At 37.9% G+C, this 17,805-nt stretch carries 20 protein-coding genes; 12 read left to right on the top strand and 8 right to left on the bottom strand.

Annotation, left to right across the window (positions count from 1 at the left end; translation table 11 throughout):
- Positions 1-1,452 (top strand): Re/Si-specific NAD(P)(+) transhydrogenase subunit beta, encoded by a 1,452-nt coding sequence (gene pntB / locus V6W77_RS03835; protein ID WP_025235771.1) that lies wholly within the window; start codon positions 1-3, stop codon positions 1,450-1,452.
- A gap of 444 nt (positions 1,453-1,896) precedes the next feature.
- Positions 1,897-2,397 carry an OmpA family protein gene (locus V6W77_RS03830; RefSeq protein ID WP_334253832.1) on the top strand — a complete coding sequence of 167 codons (501 nt, stop codon included), beginning with the start codon at positions 1,897-1,899 and terminating at the stop codon, positions 2,395-2,397.
- Between the two features lie 133 nt (positions 2,398-2,530).
- On the opposite strand, the gene V6W77_RS03825 is transcribed toward V6W77_RS03830, so the two are convergent.
- The 3 genes from V6W77_RS03825 to udk form a co-directional block, all read right to left on the bottom strand.
- Positions 2,531-2,689 carry a DUF1328 domain-containing protein gene (locus tag V6W77_RS03825; protein WP_025235773.1) on the bottom strand — a complete coding sequence of 53 codons (159 nt, stop codon included), beginning with the start codon at positions 2,687-2,689 and terminating at the stop codon, positions 2,531-2,533.
- Between the two features lie 97 nt (positions 2,690-2,786).
- Positions 2,787-3,368, bottom strand: coding sequence for a dCTP deaminase (dcd, locus tag V6W77_RS03820; protein ID WP_283386044.1), 582 nt, complete (start codon positions 3,366-3,368; stop codon positions 2,787-2,789).
- A 9-nt stretch (positions 3,369-3,377) separates the two neighbouring features.
- Positions 3,378-4,025 (bottom strand): uridine kinase, encoded by a 648-nt coding sequence (gene udk, locus V6W77_RS03815; RefSeq protein WP_025235775.1) that lies wholly within the window; start codon positions 4,023-4,025, stop codon positions 3,378-3,380.
- Between the two features lie 100 nt (positions 4,026-4,125).
- Between udk and V6W77_RS03810 the strand changes: the two genes are divergently transcribed.
- From V6W77_RS03810 to V6W77_RS03780, 7 genes are all read left to right on the top strand, one after another.
- Positions 4,126-4,755 carry a LysE/ArgO family amino acid transporter gene (locus V6W77_RS03810; RefSeq protein WP_025235776.1) on the top strand — a complete coding sequence of 210 codons (630 nt, stop codon included), beginning with the start codon at positions 4,126-4,128 and terminating at the stop codon, positions 4,753-4,755.
- A 111-nt stretch (positions 4,756-4,866) separates the two neighbouring features.
- Positions 4,867-5,919 carry a rod shape-determining protein gene (locus V6W77_RS03805; RefSeq protein ID WP_025235777.1) on the top strand — a complete coding sequence of 351 codons (1,053 nt, stop codon included), beginning with the start codon at positions 4,867-4,869 and terminating at the stop codon, positions 5,917-5,919.
- Between the two features lie 102 nt (positions 5,920-6,021).
- Positions 6,022-7,077: a rod shape-determining protein MreC gene (gene mreC, locus V6W77_RS03800; RefSeq protein ID WP_334233090.1), complete on the top strand. Its 1,056-nt coding sequence runs from the start codon at positions 6,022-6,024 to the stop codon at positions 7,075-7,077.
- Positions 7,077-7,565: a rod shape-determining protein MreD gene (gene mreD / locus V6W77_RS03795; RefSeq protein WP_283386041.1), complete on the top strand. Its 489-nt coding sequence runs from the start codon at positions 7,077-7,079 to the stop codon at positions 7,563-7,565. The genes mreC and mreD overlap by 1 nt, the downstream gene beginning before the upstream one ends.
- 9 nt (positions 7,566-7,574) lie before the next feature.
- Complete coding sequence (locus V6W77_RS03790; RefSeq protein ID WP_334253831.1) at positions 7,575-8,912, top strand: replication-associated recombination protein A; 1,338 nt, start codon at positions 7,575-7,577, stop codon at positions 8,910-8,912.
- A gap of 58 nt (positions 8,913-8,970) precedes the next feature.
- Positions 8,971-9,756: a zinc ABC transporter permease subunit ZnuB gene (znuB, locus tag V6W77_RS03785; protein WP_176671458.1), complete on the top strand. Its 786-nt coding sequence runs from the start codon at positions 8,971-8,973 to the stop codon at positions 9,754-9,756.
- A 134-nt stretch (positions 9,757-9,890) separates the two neighbouring features.
- Positions 9,891-10,691 (top strand): class II glutamine amidotransferase, encoded by an 801-nt coding sequence (locus V6W77_RS03780; protein WP_283386039.1) that lies wholly within the window; start codon positions 9,891-9,893, stop codon positions 10,689-10,691.
- A 35-nt stretch (positions 10,692-10,726) separates the two neighbouring features.
- On the opposite strand, the gene ispA is transcribed toward V6W77_RS03780, so the two are convergent.
- The gene (ispA, locus tag V6W77_RS03775; protein ID WP_334253830.1) at positions 10,727-11,620 is read right to left on the bottom strand and encodes a (2E,6E)-farnesyl diphosphate synthase; all 894 of its coding nucleotides are present in this window, start codon (positions 11,618-11,620) and stop codon (positions 10,727-10,729) included.
- A 16-nt stretch (positions 11,621-11,636) separates the two neighbouring features.
- Complete coding sequence (gene xseB / locus V6W77_RS03770) at positions 11,637-11,867, bottom strand: exodeoxyribonuclease VII small subunit (protein ID WP_188156033.1); 231 nt, start codon at positions 11,865-11,867, stop codon at positions 11,637-11,639.
- A 125-nt stretch (positions 11,868-11,992) separates the two neighbouring features.
- Here xseB and V6W77_RS03765 point away from each other — a divergent pair, with 125 nt between their 5' ends.
- Complete coding sequence (locus tag V6W77_RS03765; RefSeq protein ID WP_334253829.1) at positions 11,993-12,781, top strand: MOSC domain-containing protein; 789 nt, start codon at positions 11,993-11,995, stop codon at positions 12,779-12,781.
- A gap of 29 nt (positions 12,782-12,810) precedes the next feature.
- Positions 12,811-14,760 (top strand): LTA synthase family protein, encoded by a 1,950-nt coding sequence (locus V6W77_RS03760; protein ID WP_334233096.1) that lies wholly within the window; start codon positions 12,811-12,813, stop codon positions 14,758-14,760.
- A gap of 88 nt (positions 14,761-14,848) precedes the next feature.
- Here the strand turns inward: V6W77_RS03760 and nagK are convergent, their stop codons facing one another.
- The 3 genes from nagK to yhbY all read right to left on the bottom strand — a co-directional run bounded on the left by nagK (position 14,849) and on the right by yhbY (position 16,880).
- Positions 14,849-15,766, bottom strand: a complete 918-nt coding sequence (gene nagK, locus V6W77_RS03755; RefSeq protein WP_334253828.1) for an N-acetylglucosamine kinase — start codon at positions 15,764-15,766, stop codon at positions 14,849-14,851.
- A gap of 2 nt (positions 15,767-15,768) precedes the next feature.
- Positions 15,769-16,500 (bottom strand): phosphatase PAP2 family protein, encoded by a 732-nt coding sequence (locus V6W77_RS03750; protein ID WP_025235788.1) that lies wholly within the window; start codon positions 16,498-16,500, stop codon positions 15,769-15,771.
- 65 nt (positions 16,501-16,565) lie between these two features.
- Entirely contained in the window at positions 16,566-16,880 is a 315-nt protein-coding gene (gene yhbY, locus V6W77_RS03745; protein WP_081732099.1) for a ribosome assembly RNA-binding protein YhbY, read from the bottom strand.
- A gap of 114 nt (positions 16,881-16,994) precedes the next feature.
- On the opposite strand from yhbY, the gene V6W77_RS03740 reads away from it, so the two are divergent.
- Positions 16,995-17,753: a glycosyltransferase family 2 protein gene (locus V6W77_RS03740; RefSeq protein ID WP_334233102.1), complete on the top strand. Its 759-nt coding sequence runs from the start codon at positions 16,995-16,997 to the stop codon at positions 17,751-17,753.
- Positions 17,754-17,805 lie beyond the last annotated feature (52 nt).

Raw genomic sequence — 17,805 nt, 5'->3', positions numbered from 1 at the left:
ATGTCTTTTGGATTTGTTACCGCTGCCTATATTATTGCAGCACTTCTCTTCATTATGAGCTTAGCCGGTCTTTCTAAACACGAAACCGCAAAAGCCGGTTGTTGGTATGGTATTGTGGGTATGGGCATTGCCTTAGTCGCAACCATTTTTGGTCCACAATCTCACGGCACGATTTGGATTTTAATTGCTATGGCAATCGGTGGATTTATCGGCGTTAAAAAAGCGATTAAAGTTGAAATGACAGAAATGCCGGAACTTGTGGCAATTCTACATAGTTTTGTAGGTTTAGCAGCGGTATTAGTTGGTTTTAATAGCTATGGTTTACATATTGAAGCTCCAATGCCGGCTTATTTAGTTAGTGAAGCGGAAAAAGCGGCATTCTTAGCAGAACAAGCAACACTTGCTAACATTCACAATGTTGAAGTGTTCTTAGGGATCTTCATCGGGGCAGTTACTTTCTCTGGCTCATTAGTCGCATTCGGGAAATTAAGTGGCAAATTATTTGGTCGTAAAGTCTCTTCTGCGGCATTAAATATTCCTCACAAACACAAATGGAATTTGGCAGCGATTGTTGTCTCAATCTTCCTAATGACTGTTTTCTTAAATCATCCGGAAAATATTTTCCCTGTGTTGATTATGACTGCAATCGCTTTAGTGTTCGGTTGGCACTTAGTTGCTTCTATCGGTGGTGCGGATATGCCGGTGGTAGTATCAATGCTTAACTCTTATTCAGGTTGGGCTGCGGCAGCGGCAGGCTTTATGCTAAGCAACGATTTATTAATCGTAACCGGTGCGTTGGTAGGGTCTTCAGGTGCAATCCTTTCATATATTATGTGTAAAGCGATGAACCGCTCATTTATCAGCGTAATTGCAGGCGGCTTTGGTAATGAAGTGCAGTCTAGCAAAGGCGATGAAGAATATGGTGAACACCGTGAAACCAATGCAGAAGAAGTGGCAGAAATGTTGAAAAATGCAAGCTCTGTTATCATCACTCCGGGCTACGGTATGGCGGTAGCACAAGCTCAATATCCAGTAGCGGAAATCACGGCTAAATTACGCGAAAAAGGTGTGAACGTGCGTTTTGGTATCCACCCTGTGGCTGGTCGTTTACCGGGTCATATGAACGTATTATTAGCTGAAGCTAAAGTACCTTACGATGTAGTATTAGAGATGGATGAAATCAACGATGATTTTGAAGAAACGGATGTGGTGCTGGTTATCGGTGCAAACGACACCGTAAACCCAGCCGCATTAGACGACCCATCAAGCCCAATTGCAGGTATGCCTGTGCTTGAGGTATGGAAAGCACAAAATGTGATCGTATTCAAACGTTCAATGGCAGTAGGCTACGCAGGTGTGCAAAATCCACTCTTCTTTAAAGAAAATACCCAAATGTTATTTGGTGATGCGAAAGAAAGGGTAGATGATATTCTAAGAGCATTGAATGCCTAAATAGTTATAAGCGATCTAAATGCTCAAAAAGTTAGACTAATTTAAGGACTGAGTGCTGTATTTCACAGTGCTTAGTCCTTTTAACTTCATTTGAATACTCTAATATATGAAAGCCCTCATTATAAAATAATACGCTGTTCTTAATATACTTTGTACTATTCTGTCTATTTCAGAATAGTTTGATAATACCAACAACCTTAGTCGAATATAAAATCAACTCCTTAATCGGTTGGCTGTTTAGCCTAATTTTGTGGATATAGTAATATTTGCTTTTTGCTATTTAATATTAATTCTTAATTACTTCTATTTTATATATTGTAAAGAGATAGTAGTTATTATTGTAATATTTTGTAAATTCAGTAAAATTAGACGCTAACCTATTGTTTTTTAGACTATTAGGCTCTAACATTAATGCGAATTTAATTTATTATTTAAGGGTTTAATATGAAGAATGTATTTAAATTAGCTGCGGTATCAGCAACTGCATTAATGTTGGCTGGTTGTTTTAACGCATCAAGTATTAATCGTGCAATGGATGCTCCAACTCCGGTTGCACAGCCAGCTTCTGAGCCTGTTGCTCCTGCTCCGGCAAAAGAATATGTGTTAAGTGGTGATTTCTTATTTGATTTTGATAAATCAACTTTGACTGCAAAAGGTAAATCAACTTTAAATAATATTGCTCGTGAAATTAAGGCAAATGGTGTAAAACGCTTAACAGTTACTGGTTATACAGACCGTTTAGGTGATGCAGCCTATAACCAAAAATTATCTGAACAGCGTGCAAATACCGCAAAATCATATTTACAAGCACAAGGTGTTAAAGCAAACATTAAAGCTATTGGTAAAGGTAAAGCAAACCAAGTTAAAGCATGTAAAGGTGAAACCGGTCAAGCACTAAAAGACTGCTTAAAACCAAATCGTCGTGTTGTTATTCGTGCAAACTAATAATCTACTAACACTATAAATAAATAGAAGCCCTTCGTATACGAAGGGCTTCTATTATTATAGCCAAAAAAGTTTAGCTATAATAAAAAACACAGCGAAATGCTGTGTTCTATAAATTCAATAACTTACTTTTCTATTTTTTTCGTTTGAATAGGAAAGAAATAACGGTAAGAACCAAAAATACGAAAAATAAAATTTTTGCAATTTCAGTTGCACTTCCGGCTATACCTCCAAACCCCAAAAATGCTGCCACGATGGCGATAATAAAAAATACTACAGCATAATGTAACATAGTGATCTCCTTATATATGTTTTTGATTAATGCATTTTGAATGTAACATAACTAAATAGCTTTTCGCAAGCAGTAGTATTTAATTAAAAAATTTAAATTAATCCTGATTAATTCGGCTTGAAATCGCACTTTGTTGATTTTTATATTTTGCATCTTCTCGTGCATTATAAGGTTTAGCGGCATCACCACTTAGAATTTCAAAACTTAATGCACCTATTGCCATATTTGGGCGGAGGGCAAGGGGTAATTTCCCGGCATTGAAAAATTCCAAAACAATTTTGCCTTCCCAACCCGGATCGATACGGTGGGCGGTAACGTGAACCATCAATCCAAGTCTGGCAAGTGAGGAGCGTCCATCTAACCAACCAACAATATTGGCAGGTAAACTGACCGATTCAAGAGTTGTCGCAAGGGCAAGATCACCTGGGTGTAGGAAAAAGGCTTCGTCATCGCCAATAATAATTTCATCGCTCATTACTTTGTTTAATTGAGCGGTAACCTCTTCACGAGGACCACTTAAATCAATATAAGGCGTGTTATGCTCACGAAAAACACGGAATGAATTACCTAAACGTACATCTGCTGTTGCACCGGAAATTTTATCATCAGAAGGACGAGGCGTAATACTGATAATGCCTTCATCTAAGTAACGTTTAATATCGGTGTCGCATAAACGCATATTTTGCTCCTATTTGAGTAACTGTTTGATTTGGGCTTTGAGAATATCGATCGCAATACGGTTTTTGCCGCCTTTTGGCACAATGATATCGGCATATTGTTTTGATGGCTCAATAAATTGTAAGAACATTGGGCGAACCGTTTTGCGATATTGGGTAATTACCGATTCCATTGAACGACCACGTTCCACCATATCACGTTGTAAGCGGCGGATAAAGCAAATATCTAATGGAGCATCAACGAAAATAGAAACATTCAGTTCATTACGGATATGTTCATCGGTCAGAAGCAAAATACCTTCTAAAATAATAATTTTTTTCGGCTCGAAGTGTTTGGTGGTCGTTTTACGATTATGCTCGGTGTAATCGTACTCGGGAATTTCAATCGCTTTGCCTTGTTTTAGTTGGCGTAGATGATCAACCAGTAAATGATGATCCATTGAGTTAGGGTGGTCGTAGTTGGTTTTAATGCGTTCGTCCATTGTTAAATGAGATTGATCTCGGTAATAAGCATCTTCAGAAATAATGCCAATATTATCTGTTCCCAATTCATTTTTCAGCTCTTTATAAATGGTCGAGGCAATCAGGCTTTTCCCCGATGCAGAAGCTCCGGCAATGGCAATAACAACACAAGATGGTTGTTGAGCAGTATCAGTCATAAAAATTTCCTATTCATTTAAAAAGTATCCTGTAAATTATACCCAATTTTTGCAAAATTTTCTGTATAATCGACCGCTTGTAATTGATTTTGAGGAAAAAATGAATACTTTTATTCAAGGATTTGTTGTTTGTTTTGGTTTAATTGTGTCAATTGGGGCACAAAATGCCTTTTTGTTAAAGCAGGGCATTTTAAAACAACACGTTTTTTGGGTTGCATTAATCTGTTTTTTAGGTGATGTATTTTTAATGACGATTGGCGTGCTAGGACTTGGGACAGTCATTTCAGAATTACCTGTTCTCAGTTTAATTATTTCGCTCTTAGGTGCAATTTTTCTATTTACTTACGGTAGTCGTTCATTTATTAGCGTATTTAAAAGCGGAGATTCTCTTGTTGCAAGTGGAGAGAATGCCTCAAGTCTTAAAAAAGCTTTAATGATTACTTTTGCCATTACCTTTTTAAATCCTCATGTTTATATTGATACTGTTGTAATTGTTGGCAGTATTGGCGGGAAATTAGACTTTGAAGGTAAGATGTATTTCTTAGTAGGTGCGTTACTTTGTTCGTTTTTATGGTTTTTTGGGCTAGGGTATGGAGCAAGATTACTTTCACCTTATTTTGCTAAGCGTAGAACTTGGCAAATTTTAGATGCAATTACAGGCTTGATTATGTATTTTATCGCTTTTAGCTTACTGATTTATGCATATCAACTTATGCAGCAAATTTTATAATGGGTTAAATTTTTCATTGCTGAATACCGCTATTTTTTGCTATATTAGTAGCAATGTTTGCACGATATAGTGCCTGATTTATTTAATAATTTTATTTGACGGATTCTTTATATGTTTAAAAAATTTTTAGGATTATTTTCAAACGATCTTTCTATCGATCTCGGAACAGCCAATACATTAGTTTATGTGAAAGGGCAAGGTATCGTTTTAGATGAGCCATCGGTAGTTGCGGTTAGACAAGATCGTATGGGATCGCTAAAAAGCATTGCCGCAGTAGGCTCACACGCAAAATTGATGTTGGGTCGTACCCCAAAAAGCATTATGGCAATCCGTCCAATGAAAGATGGTGTTATTGCAGATTTTTTTGTAACGGAAAAAATGTTACAACACTTTATCAAACAAGTGCATAGTAATAATTTTATGCGTCCAAGTCCTCGTGTGTTGGTTTGTGTGCCGGCAGGAGCAACCCAAGTAGAACGTCGTGCTATTAAAGAATCAGCAATTGGTGCGGGTGCACGTGAAGTGTATTTAATTGAAGAACCAATGGCTGCTGCTATCGGTGCAGGTTTGCCTGTACACGAAGCAATGGGGTCGATGGTGATTGATATCGGTGGAGGTACAACTGAAGTTGCTGTACTTTCTTTAAACGGCATTGTTTATTCAACCTCTGTTCGCATTGGTGGTGATAAATTAGATGAAGCTATTATTGCCTATGTTCGCCGTCATTTTGGTTCAGCTATTGGTGAAGCAACTGCTGAACGTATCAAGCAAGAAATTGCAACAGCTAAAATTGAATCTGATGATGATATTAAAACAATGGAAGTACACGGTCATAACTTGGCAGAAGGTGCACCTCGTACTTTTGAATTGAATTCAAAACACGTTTTAGAAGCCATTGAACAACCATTAAACGGTATTGTTGAAGCGGTTAAATCAGTATTAGAGCAATGTCCGCCAGAATTAGCAGCTGATATTTTTGAGCGAGGAATGGTTCTAACAGGCGGCGGAGCATTACTACATAATCTAGATCGCCTGCTTTCGGATTCAACTGGTGTTCAAGTTGTTGTGGCGGAAGACCCACTTACTTGTGTAGCACGTGGTGGCGGTAAAGCACTAGAAATGATCGATATGCATGGTGGAGATGTATTTAGCTCTGATGAATAATCATTTTTTCTAGTTAGATAATAAATTGAAAGTTGGCAATGGATATGATCTATTGTCAATTTTCGTTATATATTCCCAATAAATTTCACATTATATTTTCTAATGAAACCAATTTTTGCTAAAGCTCCTTCTCTAGGAATGCGTCTAATTATTGCAGTAATCTTATCTATTATACTGATTATTTCTGATGGTCGAAGTTCGTTGATGATTCAAGCTCGTAATATCTTAGAAACAACGGTTAGTGGATTATATTACTTTGCAAATACGCCTCGCTCAATCTTAGACGGTGTGAGTGGCAATTTTATTGATAACAATAAATTACAGTTGGAAAATAATTTACTAAAAGAGCAATTAAGAGAAAAAAGTGCAGACTTACTACTCCTTGATCAATTAAAGGTAGAAAATCAACGCTTAAGATTGTTATTAAGTTCGCCACTCCGTCAAGATGAATATAAAAAGATTGGAGAGGTTTTGGCTGCTGAGATGGATGCTTACCGCCAGCAAGTTATTATTAATCAAGGTCGTTTAGATGGGGCTTTTGTCGGACAGCCTATAATTGATGAAAGAGGTGTTGTAGGGCAAATTATTTCCGTAGGCGAAAAATCCAGTCGTGTGTTACTTTTAACTGACATTACCCACGCCACTCCGGTGCAAGTATTACGCAATGATGTGCGTGGTATTGTGAATGGCACAGGGTTAAATAATGAATTAGTTGTTGATAATTTACCTCGCTCTATTGATGTAGTAAAAGGTGATGTATTAGTTACCTCCGGCTTAGGCGGACGCTTTCCAGAAGGGTATCCCGTTGCAATTGTCGAAACTGTCGAAAATGATACAAAAAGCCAATTTGCCAGAATTGTTGCCAGACCATTAGCTTCATTTGATCGTTTACGTTATCTATTATTACTTTGGCCCACGGCGGAAGAGAAAAATTACAGCCGAAGTTTATCGCCTGAACAAGTACGTGAAGCTGTGGAAGAAAGACGAAACAGTGTCAATCCGTTTGAACGATTAAAGAAGATGTCAAATAAGAAAACAGAAGTTCAGTTGGATTCCAAAGAAGAGCAAATTGAAACAGAAGAAATAAACGAAAATCCGGCATCACAGTCTGAGCAGGAAGGTGATGAAGGTCATCATATAGAACAAGGAGCTGAATAATGAGAACAAACCCGATTTTTCAGATCCTGGTTATTCTCGCAATTTTTGTGATTGCTTTTGTGTTGGAAATTATGCCTTGGCCGGTTGGTTTTCAAGGATTACGCCCCACGTGGGTAGTATTGGTGTTAATCTACTGGGCATTAGCTCTGCCTGATAAAATTAGCGTTGGCACAGCTTTTTTAGCCGGTATTGTATGGGATCTAATTTTAGGTTCAATTTTAGGTATTCACGCATTAATATTGTCTATTGCTATTTATTTTGTTGCGAAATATCACCTTATTTTGCGTAACTTATCACTTTGGCTACAAAGTTTACTGGTTATGGCATATATTGTTCTGATCCGTTTCGCTATTTTTGTCGTTGAATTCATTTTACATAGTGCTGAATTTAATTCACAAGAGATATTCGGAGCAATAATCAGCGGTGTACTTTGGCCTTGGATTTTCCTACTGATGCGTCATATTCGCCGCCAACTTCGCTTACGCTAAGGGAGAGAGATGAGTAGCTTGTCTTTTGATTTTGCAGAAGATTTTCGACCGCTTGCAGCAAGAATGCGTCCTCAAAATTTAGCTGAATATATGGGGCAATCTCATCTGATCGGCGAAGGCAAACCACTGCGTAGAGCGATTGAAGCAGGACATAGTCATTCTATGATTTTCTGGGGTCCTCCGGGAACAGGGAAAACGACATTAGCCGAAATTATTGCTCATCATTTTGACGCTGAAGTGGAACGTATTTCAGCAGTAACCAGCGGTGTAAAAGAGATTCGAGAAGCAATTGAGCGAGCAAAATTAAATCGACAAGCAGGCAGACGAACATTACTCTTTGTTGATGAAGTTCATCGTTTCAACAAAAGTCAGCAAGATGCATTTTTACCCCATATTGAAGATGGCACGATCATCTTTATTGGTGCAACAACGGAGAACCCTTCGTTTGAGCTTAATAATGCGTTACTTTCACGGGCGAGAATTTACATCTTAAAGCCACTACAAGCGGTCGAAATTTTAAAAATTTTGCAAATAGCAGTAGCAGATGTAGAACGTGGGTTAGGTAATGAAAAATTACTGCTTGAAGATGATGTACTGACATTACTTGCCGATTATGTAAATGGCGATGCTCGTTTTGCCTTAAATTGCCTAGAGTTAATGGCAGATATGGCAGAAAGCACTTCTCAAGGTAAAGTGTTAAACAAAGCATTACTTACCGAAGTATTGGGCGAGCGACAAGCCCGTTTTGATAAAGGGGGAGATCGTTATTACGATCTAATTTCTGCTCTCCATAAATCCATTCGTGGTTCATCACCGGATGGGGCATTATATTGGTATGCTCGCATTTTAACTGCGGGTGGCGATCCGCTTTATGTAGCAAGACGATTACTGGCAATTGCTTCAGAAGATATTGGTAATGCAGACCCCAGAGCAATGCAAATTGCCATAGCGGCGTGGGATTGTTTTACCAGAGTTGGGGCTTATGAAGGGGAAAGAGCTATCGCCCAAGCGATTATTTATCTTGCCGTTGCCCCTAAAAGTAATGCGGTTTATCAAGCTTTCAATGAAGCTAAACGCTTAGCAAAAGAAGCAAAAGATTATGATGTACCGGAACATTTACGTAATGCTCCGACAAATTTAATGAAATCATTAGGCTACGGTGAAGAGTACCGTTATGCTCATAATGAACCGAATGCTTATGCTGCGGGGGAAAATTATTTTCCGCCTGAACTTCAAAACACGCAATTCTATTTTCCTTCAGAACGAGGAATGGAAAAGCAGATTAAAGAAAAAATGGCTTGGCTGAAAACACAAGATGAATTAAGCGAGATCAAGCGGTATAAATAATCCATAAATTTACGAAATGTGATGAAAAAGCGACCGCTTGTTGTTATTTGGAAGAGATATGTTTGATATTTTATTACCTGCGTGGCTTGCAGGTGTTTGTTTAGCCTTTATTACAGCACCGCTCGGTGCTTTTGTTGTTTGGCGGAAAATGGCGTATTTTGGCGATACGCTTTCCCATTCGGCATTATTAGGTGTAGCTCTTGGTATTTTTCTGCAAATTGATCCTTACATTGCTGTCATTGTAATGACAATTATCTTAGCAATTTTATTAGTTTGGCTTGAACAGAAAACTAATTATTCAGTTGATACTGTTTTAGGCATTATCGCCCATACCAGCCTTTCTCTCGGTGTGATTACCATTAGTTTGCTGGATAACGTGAGAGTAGATTTAATGTCTTACTTGTTTGGCGATTTGTTGGCAATTAATTTTTCTGATGTGATTTTTATTGGGGCAGGTGCAATTCTGATCTTATCGGTGCTGATGATATTCTGGAAACGTTTATTATCCATCACAATTAGCCCGGAACTTGCTCAAATTGAAGGTTTAAATGTTGCTCGCTTGCGTTTGTTATTGATGATTTTAACCGCATTAACCATTGCATTAAGTATGAAATTTGTGGGGGCATTAATCATTACCTCGTTGCTAATTATTCCGTCTGCAACAGCAAGGCGTTTTGCTAAAACGCCTGAAAAAATGGTCTTTATTGCTATTTTATTTAGCATTATTGCAGTAACAGGGGGATTGCTGCTATCGGGTTGGAAGGATACTCCGGCAGGTCCATCGGTAGTAATTTGTGCCGGAATGCTCTTTTTAATTTCACTATTTAAAAAAGAATACAATTAAATGGCATAAAAAAGGTATATATTATAATAATAAGGCATAATATTTTGCGGAAATGGCATTGAAATTTTCTATCAATCTGCTTAAATATCATCATTAGTTTTATAGTAACTCATTGAGAATTAAAGAATTAAATTATGTGTCAATTACTTGGAATGAATTGTAATACGCCGACGGATATTACCTTTTCTTTTGATGGCTTTCGTCGGCGTGGGGGATTAACCGACCATCATACTGATGGATTCGGCATCGCATTTTTTGAAGGAAAAGGTGTACGAGTTTTTCGTGATAATCGACCGGGAGCTTCATCGCCAATGGCGGAATCTATTAGTCAATATCAAATCAAATCGCTGAATGTGATTGCTCATATCCGAAAAGCTACACGAGGTGATGTGAATTTAGAAAATACCCACCCTTTTATTCGTGAATTATGGGGAGAAAATTGGGTTTTTGCTCATAATGGTACAGTAGAGGGAGTTGGTGTTTGTGAAGAGTGCCACTATCAACCGATTGGTACAACAGACTCCGAAGCCGCATTTTGCCGAATTGTATCGGAATTAAAAGAGATGTATCCGGCAAAACCAAGCGAAAAAGAGATTTTTGATGCAGTGGTGAAGGTAACAGAAAGAATTGCGGAACACGGTGTATTTAATTTTATTTTATCGAATGGGCATTGGATGATTGCTCGTTGTACAACTAATCTTCATTATGTATGTCGTAAAGCCCCATTTGGTAAAGCATTACGTGATGATGATGTTTCAATTGATTTCAGCCAATATACCAAAATTACCGATAAAGTAACAATTATCACAACTCAGCCTCTGACAAAAAATGAAAATTGGATAAAAATGAAAAATGGTGGTTACGTATTTTTTAAAGATGGTGATGTGCTTTATGAAATTGAAGGTACGCTACCGGAAGCTAAACCTCACGTTTAATCTCTAAAAAAACCTAGCATCTGCTAGGTTTTTTCTTAGTTTTCACGCTTAACAATAAAATCCGCCAACTCTTTTAACGCAGTAGTATCAAAAGGTAGTTGTTCAAGAGAGGAGAGAGCGGTTTGGTAAAGTGTTTCGGCTTTTTGCTTTGCTCCATCTAATCCCAGTAATTTAGGGTAAGTACTTTTATTTAAATTTTCATCAGAGCCTACCGTTTTACCAATTTTATCAGTTTCGCCAATCACATCTAAAATATCGTCTTGCACTTGAAAAGCTAAGCCAATCGCTTTTGCATAATTTACAAGCGGTTGTTTTATCGCTAAATTTTGCGAATGTTCGGAAAGATTAAAACCCATCATTACAGAGGAAAGAATTAATGCCCCTGTTTTATTACGGTGAATTAATTCTAACTCTTTTAAATTGACCGATTTATTTTCCGCAATCAAATCTAAACTTTGCCCTAAGCACATTCCTTTTGCACCTGAGGCGGTTGATAATTCTCTGATTTGAGCGACTTTCTCTTTGTCAGAAAGTTTAGGGTCGGTTGCGATCAATTCAAAAGCAAAGCTTTGTAATGCATCACCTGCTAAAATAGCAGTTGCTTCATCAAAGGCAATATGACAAGTTGGCTTGCCTCGACGTAATTTATCGTCATCCATTGCAGGTAAATCATCGTGAACCAATGAATAAGCGTGGATAGATTCCATTGCCGCTGCACTATGATCTAATTTTTCAAGTGGCACGCCAAGCATTCTACCTGTGGCATAAATTAAAAACGGGCGAACACGCTTTCCGCCTAATAAAACCGCATATTCCATTGCGTTAATTAATGGGGAATGAAAGGCTTCGTAATGATTTAATTTTTCTGCTAGAAAATCGTTAATCCGTTTTTGTTGAGTGGTGAGGTCGGTTGCTAAGGAATAGCTCATTTTATTACTCTTTGTATTATTCTTTTGTATAGTCGCTAAGTTCTGCGGTATCATTTTTATTTAATAGAATTTGAATTCGTTGCTCCGCTTTTTGTAAGCGTTCTTGCCCTTGCTGTACCAGTTTAATTGCGGCTTCAAATTCATTAAGGGCATCTTCAAGCGGTAAATCGCCTGCTTCTAAATGGGTAACAATTGCTTCTAATTCTTTGAGAGTAGTTTCGAAATCTTGAGTTGGTTTTTTTGCCATTTTATTTGACCTATAGAGCGTTGAAGTCTTGCAAGTTTACCGTTCTCATAAGGGATTTGCAAATTCCTTTTACTTTTCGACCGCTTGTAGTATGGTATCTCAACTTTCTAAACAGAGGATTTTCTATGCAAGTAACAGAACTGAATATTTACCCGATAAAATCCACGCAATCAACCCAAGTTTCTCAAGCTTTTGTAGAACCTAAGGGGTTAAATTTTGATCGTGAATTTATGATAACGGAATCTGACGGTAAATTTATTACTGCCCGTAAAGATGTAGAACTATATCGCCTAACGGCTTTTTCGATTGCAACAGGGCTTGTGATTAGCCATACAAGCGGTCAAAAATGTGTTGCACTTTACCAAGATCTCATTGAGGAGCAATCAAGTGAAGTATGGGGAACGCATTTTTATTCTAAAGTGGCAGACAAGCGTGTTAATCAATGGCTAAGCGAAATTTTAGGAAGAGAAGTGCAACTTCGTTGGTTGGGTAGTCAAAGCCAACGTAAGATTGAAAACTTTGCAGATAATCCATTGAGTTTTGCAGATAGTCATCCTGTTACTTTGATGTCGCTCAAATCCCTTGAGCAAGTGCAAGAATGGTCGCCAATTCCAATCGAAATGGCTCGTTTTCGCCCAAATATTGTGATTGATGGCAATATTGCTTTTGAAGAAGAGAGTTGGGAACAAATTCAAATTGGTGAAGTCTTATTTCGCAAGTCAGCCCTTTGTACTCGATGTGTGCTGATTACCCGCAATTTATCTACGTTAGAATTAGACCCTCAAGCAGAGCCTTTCCGAACGTTGAAACAAAAGCATACAAATGATAAGGGAAAGCCTGTTTTCGGCATTCACCTTGTGCCACAAAATAGTGGTATTATTAGAGTAGGCGACACTATCACTATTCAATTATAAAAATTTTAAATTTTTAAAAGGAGATTCAAATGTATCAACGCAGTCAATCCAGAACTGTGCTATTCCCGATCCTGCTATTTGTTGGGATTAATCTATTTATTTTAACATTATCCCGCCTGGCTTTAGGTATTTGGCAAGCTGATCGAATATCAGCAGTTGATGGCTGGATACCATTAATGTTACAAGGCATTCGTATTGATGTATCCGCATTATGTTGGCTTTTTGGTTTACCTGCATTATTGAGCGTATTTTTCTTTCATAAAAATGCACTCGGCTCAATTTGGCGGATTATTTTAAGAATTTGGCTAACTGCAGGTAGTGTGTTTATTCTTTTTATGGAAGTTGCTACACCAAATTTTATTGAGACCTTTGATCTCCGCCCTAATCGTCTTTTCATTGAGTATTTAGTTCATCCAAAAGAAGTATTCACAATGTTGATTAATGGTCATTTATGGGCTGTTATTTGTGGCGTTGCTGTATTTATTATCTCATTAATGATTTATTGGAAATTATCAGGTTGGGCAACAAAAAATTTACGTTTGCCGAGTTGGAAAATACGCCCATTACTGGCTTTATTGGTTGCTGTTGCAGTGTTTGTTGGTGGACGTTCTAGTTTTGCTCATCGAGGTATAAACCCGGCAATGGTCGCATTCTCAAGTGATCCTCTTGTAAATTCACTGGTGTTAAACTCAGGCTATTCTGTACTTTATGCAGTACAACAGTTGAAAGATGAAGATAAATCCTCGGAGCAATATGGCAAAATGTCTGTTGAAGAAATGCTAAGTATTGTTAAACAGGCTCGAAATCGTCCAAATTCTGATTATATACTAGATGAAATTCCAACCTTGACTGAAAATAAAGCCACTTATCAAGGTAAACCTAAAAATATTGTAATTGTTTTAGAGGAAAGCTTAGGGGCTCAGTTTGTTGGCTCATTAGGCGGTAAAAATCTGACGCCAAATTTAGACAAGCTTTCAGAACAAGGGTGGTATTTTACCAATCTTTACGCTACAGGTACTCGCTCAGTGAGGGGGATTGAGGCAGTAACAACCGGTTTTACCCCAACGCCTGCAAGAGCAGTGGTCAAACTGACGAAAAGCCAAAATAACTTTTTCAGTATTGCGGAGTTATTAAAGCGTCAAGGCTACCATACTTCTTTTATTTATGGTGGGGAAAAGCATTTTGATAATATGGCTAGTTTCTTCTACGGCAATGGTTTCCAACAAATTATTGACGAAAAAGATTACCAGAACCCTAAATTTACAGCAACTTGGGGTGTAAGCGATGAAGATCTTTTTGATAAGGCGAATGAAACCTTTACGCAGCTCTATAAAGAGGAAAAACCATTCTTTAGCTTGGTATTTAGCTCAAGTAATCACGACCCTTTTGAGTTTCCGGACGGTAAAATTGAATTATACGAGCAACCAAAACAAACTCGTAACAATGCAGCAAAATACGCCGATTATGCTATCGGGCATTTTTTTGAGTTAGCGAAAAAATCAGATTATTGGAAAGATACGGTGTTCTTAGTGATTGCAGATCACGATTCACGAGCTGTTGGTGAGCATTTAGTGCCAATTCAACATTTTCACATACCGGCGTTATTACTGGGTGAAAATATAGAACCAAGATTGGATAATCGTTTAGTTAGCCAATTAGATATGCCTACAACATTACTTTCTGTTGCAGGTGTGAGCGGGCAATATCCAATGCTAGGCTATGATTTAACGCAAAATGTTGATCCAAATCGAGCCTTTATGCAATATGATGCAACACAAGCGATGATGAAAGGTAATGATGTGGTTGTAATGCGACCAAACTTACCGATTGAAGGCTTTGTGTATGATAAAGCAACTTTTAATCTAACGCCTAAAGAGCAACCGGAGGCTTTTAAGAAAGAAGCATTGGCTCACGCATTACTTGGCAGCTATTTATATAAAAATCAGTTATATAAATTACCACCCGAAAGTAAAGAGTAAAGAAAACTAAAAGAGAGAGGGTTGCAATATTTTTATCAAAAATGACCGCTTGCCCTCTCTCAAAAGAGTAGATTATTTTAAAACTAAATTATTTTAAAAATAGTGCTGCTGCACCACGTGTGCCACCTGAATCGCCGTGAATGGCTTTTTTAATAACAGGCACTTTAGCTGAACGCATTAAATGTTTCGGTAGGGCTTTTGGTAAAGCTTCATAAATATAGTCGAAGTTAGATAAACCGCCACCAAATACAATCATATCAGGGTCTAAAACGGTAATGAGATTACCAATGCTGATTGCCATTAACTCAATATACTTCTCAACAAATTCCACAACTTTCTGCTCGTTATTGTAGAAACGCTCTATAATCTCTTTAGCCGATATTTGCTCGCCAACTAAATCGTTAAAGAGTAATTCAAAACCACGACCGGAAATATAAGTATCTAAGCAAGCCTGATTACCACAACCACATTCATAAATTGGCGTTTTATCCCAACCCAATAATTTTAACGCGTGATAATTTAACTGCATATGCCCAACTTCGCCAGCCATACCAATTCTGCCTGAATGGACTTTGCCGTCAAAAACAATTCCGCCACCAAAACCTGTGCCGATAATTAAGCCAAGCACGGTTGAAAAAGATTGATTACTTTCGTCCCAAGCTTCGGAAAGAGCGAAACAGTTTGCATCGTTTTCTGCACGTACTTCACGCCCTAAGCGCTCGCTCAAATCTTTAATAATAGCTTTACCGTCTGCAACACGGATATTCGTAATTTCCGCAATCCCTGTTTCACGGTTTACAAAACCGGGTAAGCCTAATCCTACAGAGCCTTTTTCACCAAATTTTACATCGGCATTATTGACTAAGTTCTCAATGGTATTGAGCCAATCCTCGTAATGAGTTTGTGGGGTTGGCACACGTTCACTGTGCAGTTTTTCTAATTTTTCATTGAAAGCGGCAAGCTCAATTTTTGTGCCGCCGACATCTAAGCCGTAATAAATTGCCATAATTATGCTCTCTTATGAAATAAGTTAAATGGATTTGTCTTTTGCAACCAAGGCACAAACCACACAAAAAGTGCTAAGTTTGTTAAAAATGCGAGTAAGCTACTAATAAATAAATCAATCGGGTAGTGCATACCTAATCTTAAACGACTAATTAACATTAATGCAGCCCAAATAATTGCAAAAATATGAGCAAAAACGACCGCTTGTCCACGCATATTGAGGCAGAATCCGACTACTAAGAGCAGCCAAGAAACCGCAAAGATCGTATGACCAGACGGAAAAGAGTAGCCAACTTCTTTCGCTTGATGAGCTGTTACAAAATTTTGTTGCGGACCGATTTTTTCAGTAACCGCTAAGCCTCGTTGCTCGCGTGTTAATTTGTAGAAATCAACAGATTTGTCTTCAAACAGTGCAGAAACAAAGGGTCTAGGTTCTTGGAAGGTTGATTTCATCGCAGTCTTGAGACCTTGGGTTGCTACCATTGAGGCAACACAAACCGCAATCACAAAAAACAACGAATAACGCTTTCTCACAACCCAAGCTAATAATAAGGTAAAAATCACGCAAGTAGCGATGGCATAAGGCACAGAACCTGTTTCAGTGATTAAAAATAAAAAGTAGTCAAAACCATATTCAGGGTATTGAATAGCCAAAGACCATTGCCAGTTTGCCAGCCAAGTAACAACAGGGATCAACAGCATCGCCAGCGTATAAAGAGAGAATTTTTTAAACATAGATATTCTGTTAAAAAACCGCTTGAAAAATACAAGCGGTTATATTTGTGAAAAATTTTGCAAATTTAGATAGCTTTAGTGGCTTTCGGTAAAGTGATTTTTTTCTCTTCACTTTGGCGGTAAAGAACCAAAATATGCCCGATGGTTTGTACTTCAGATGCCTTAGTTTCACGCAAAATCGCATCAATGATCAGTTGCTTCGTTTCACGATCTGCACCTGCCACTTTCACTTTAATCAGCTCGTGGTGGTTTAATGCGTTGTCGATTTCAGCTAAAACACCTTCGGTTAAGCCGTTACCGCCTAGCATTACAACAGGGCTTAAATGGTGTGCTAAACCTTTTAAATATTGCTTTTGTTTGGTTGTTAATTTAATTGACATTCTTGTATCCGTTCATTTGTTTGTAAAATAAAATTCGGCGTAGAAAATAGCACAAAAACACTCATTTTTAAAGTAAAATGAATGAATTGCAGAAAGTAAGAAAAAGGACAGACTATGCCAACATTAAGTGTTGCAATGATTGTAAAAAACGAAGCCCAAGATTTAGCAGCCTGTTTAGAAACAGTGAAAGGCTGGGTTGATGAAATTATAATTTTAGATAGCGGCAGTACAGATGAAACACCACAAATTGCCGCAGAGTATCACGCCAAATTTTACACCAATACTGATTGGCAAGGTTTTGGCAAACAACGCCAGCTTGCTCAACAATATGTAACAAGCGATTATGTACTTTGGCTTGATGCAGATGAGCGAGTAACCGAAGAACTAAAACACTCAATTTTACAAGCGGTCAAAAAAGACGAAAAAAATGCCGTTTATAAAATCAGCCGCCTAAGCGAAGTATTTGGCAAGCAAATTCGCCATTCAGGCTGGTATCCGGATTATGTGGTGAGGTTATATAGAACAGATTTTGCAAAGTATGGTGATGAATTAGTTCACGAAAAAGTCCATTATCCAAAAGAAGCAATCGTCAAGAAGCTACAAGGCGATTTATTGCATTTTACCTACAAAGATATTCATCACTATTTAGTAAAATCTGCAAGTTATGCTAAAGCGTGGGCAATTCAGCGAGCGAACGCAGGAAAAACCGCTTCATTGTTTGATGGCGTAACACACGCTATTGGCTGTTTTGTAAAAATGTATTTCTTAAAAGCCGGTTTTTTAGATGGAAAACAGGGCTTTTTATTAGCCGTACTTTCCGCACATTCTACCTTTGTAAAATATGCGGATTTATGGAATCGCACAAGAAAATAAGTTGATTTTTAAGAAATGTCCCTCTTTAGCGAAGAATTAAAGAGGGGATTTA

Source organism: Mannheimia indoligenes (assembly GCF_036880405.1).
GTDB classification, from domain to species: Bacteria; Pseudomonadota; Gammaproteobacteria; order Enterobacterales; family Pasteurellaceae; genus Mannheimia; species Mannheimia indoligenes.
This window is presented reverse-complemented; position numbering and strand designations above follow the sequence as displayed.

Bases quoted from the DNA above. Each gene is read 5' to 3' on its own strand.
- pntB (WP_025235771.1), top strand. From the start codon at position 1: ATGTCTTTTGGATTTGTTACCGCTGCCTATATTATTGCAGCACTTCTC.
- V6W77_RS03830 (WP_334253832.1), top strand. From the start codon at position 1,897: ATGAAGAATGTATTTAAATTAGCTGCGGTATCAGCAACTGCATTAATG.
- V6W77_RS03825 (WP_025235773.1), bottom strand. From the start codon at position 2,689: ATGTTACATTATGCTGTAGTATTTTTTATTATCGCCATCGTGGCAGCA.
- dcd (WP_283386044.1), bottom strand. From the start codon at position 3,368: ATGCGTTTATGCGACACCGATATTAAACGTTACTTAGATGAAGGCATT.
- udk (WP_025235775.1), bottom strand. From the start codon at position 4,025: ATGACTGATACTGCTCAACAACCATCTTGTGTTGTTATTGCCATTGCC.
- V6W77_RS03810 (WP_025235776.1), top strand. From the start codon at position 4,126: ATGAATACTTTTATTCAAGGATTTGTTGTTTGTTTTGGTTTAATTGTG.
- V6W77_RS03805 (WP_025235777.1), top strand. From the start codon at position 4,867: ATGTTTAAAAAATTTTTAGGATTATTTTCAAACGATCTTTCTATCGAT.
- mreC (WP_334233090.1), top strand. From the start codon at position 6,022: ATGAAACCAATTTTTGCTAAAGCTCCTTCTCTAGGAATGCGTCTAATT.
- mreD (WP_283386041.1), top strand. From the start codon at position 7,077: ATGAGAACAAACCCGATTTTTCAGATCCTGGTTATTCTCGCAATTTTT.
- V6W77_RS03790 (WP_334253831.1), top strand. From the start codon at position 7,575: ATGAGTAGCTTGTCTTTTGATTTTGCAGAAGATTTTCGACCGCTTGCA.
- znuB (WP_176671458.1), top strand. From the start codon at position 8,971: ATGTTTGATATTTTATTACCTGCGTGGCTTGCAGGTGTTTGTTTAGCC.
- V6W77_RS03780 (WP_283386039.1), top strand. From the start codon at position 9,891: ATGTGTCAATTACTTGGAATGAATTGTAATACGCCGACGGATATTACC.
- ispA (WP_334253830.1), bottom strand. From the start codon at position 11,620: ATGAGCTATTCCTTAGCAACCGACCTCACCACTCAACAAAAACGGATT.
- xseB (WP_188156033.1), bottom strand. From the start codon at position 11,867: ATGGCAAAAAAACCAACTCAAGATTTCGAAACTACTCTCAAAGAATTA.
- V6W77_RS03765 (WP_334253829.1), top strand. From the start codon at position 11,993: ATGCAAGTAACAGAACTGAATATTTACCCGATAAAATCCACGCAATCA.
- V6W77_RS03760 (WP_334233096.1), top strand. From the start codon at position 12,811: ATGTATCAACGCAGTCAATCCAGAACTGTGCTATTCCCGATCCTGCTA.
- nagK (WP_334253828.1), bottom strand. From the start codon at position 15,766: ATGGCAATTTATTACGGCTTAGATGTCGGCGGCACAAAAATTGAGCTT.
- V6W77_RS03750 (WP_025235788.1), bottom strand. From the start codon at position 16,500: ATGTTTAAAAAATTCTCTCTTTATACGCTGGCGATGCTGTTGATCCCT.
- yhbY (WP_081732099.1), bottom strand. From the start codon at position 16,880: ATGTCAATTAAATTAACAACCAAACAAAAGCAATATTTAAAAGGTTTA.
- V6W77_RS03740 (WP_334233102.1), top strand. From the start codon at position 16,995: ATGCCAACATTAAGTGTTGCAATGATTGTAAAAAACGAAGCCCAAGAT.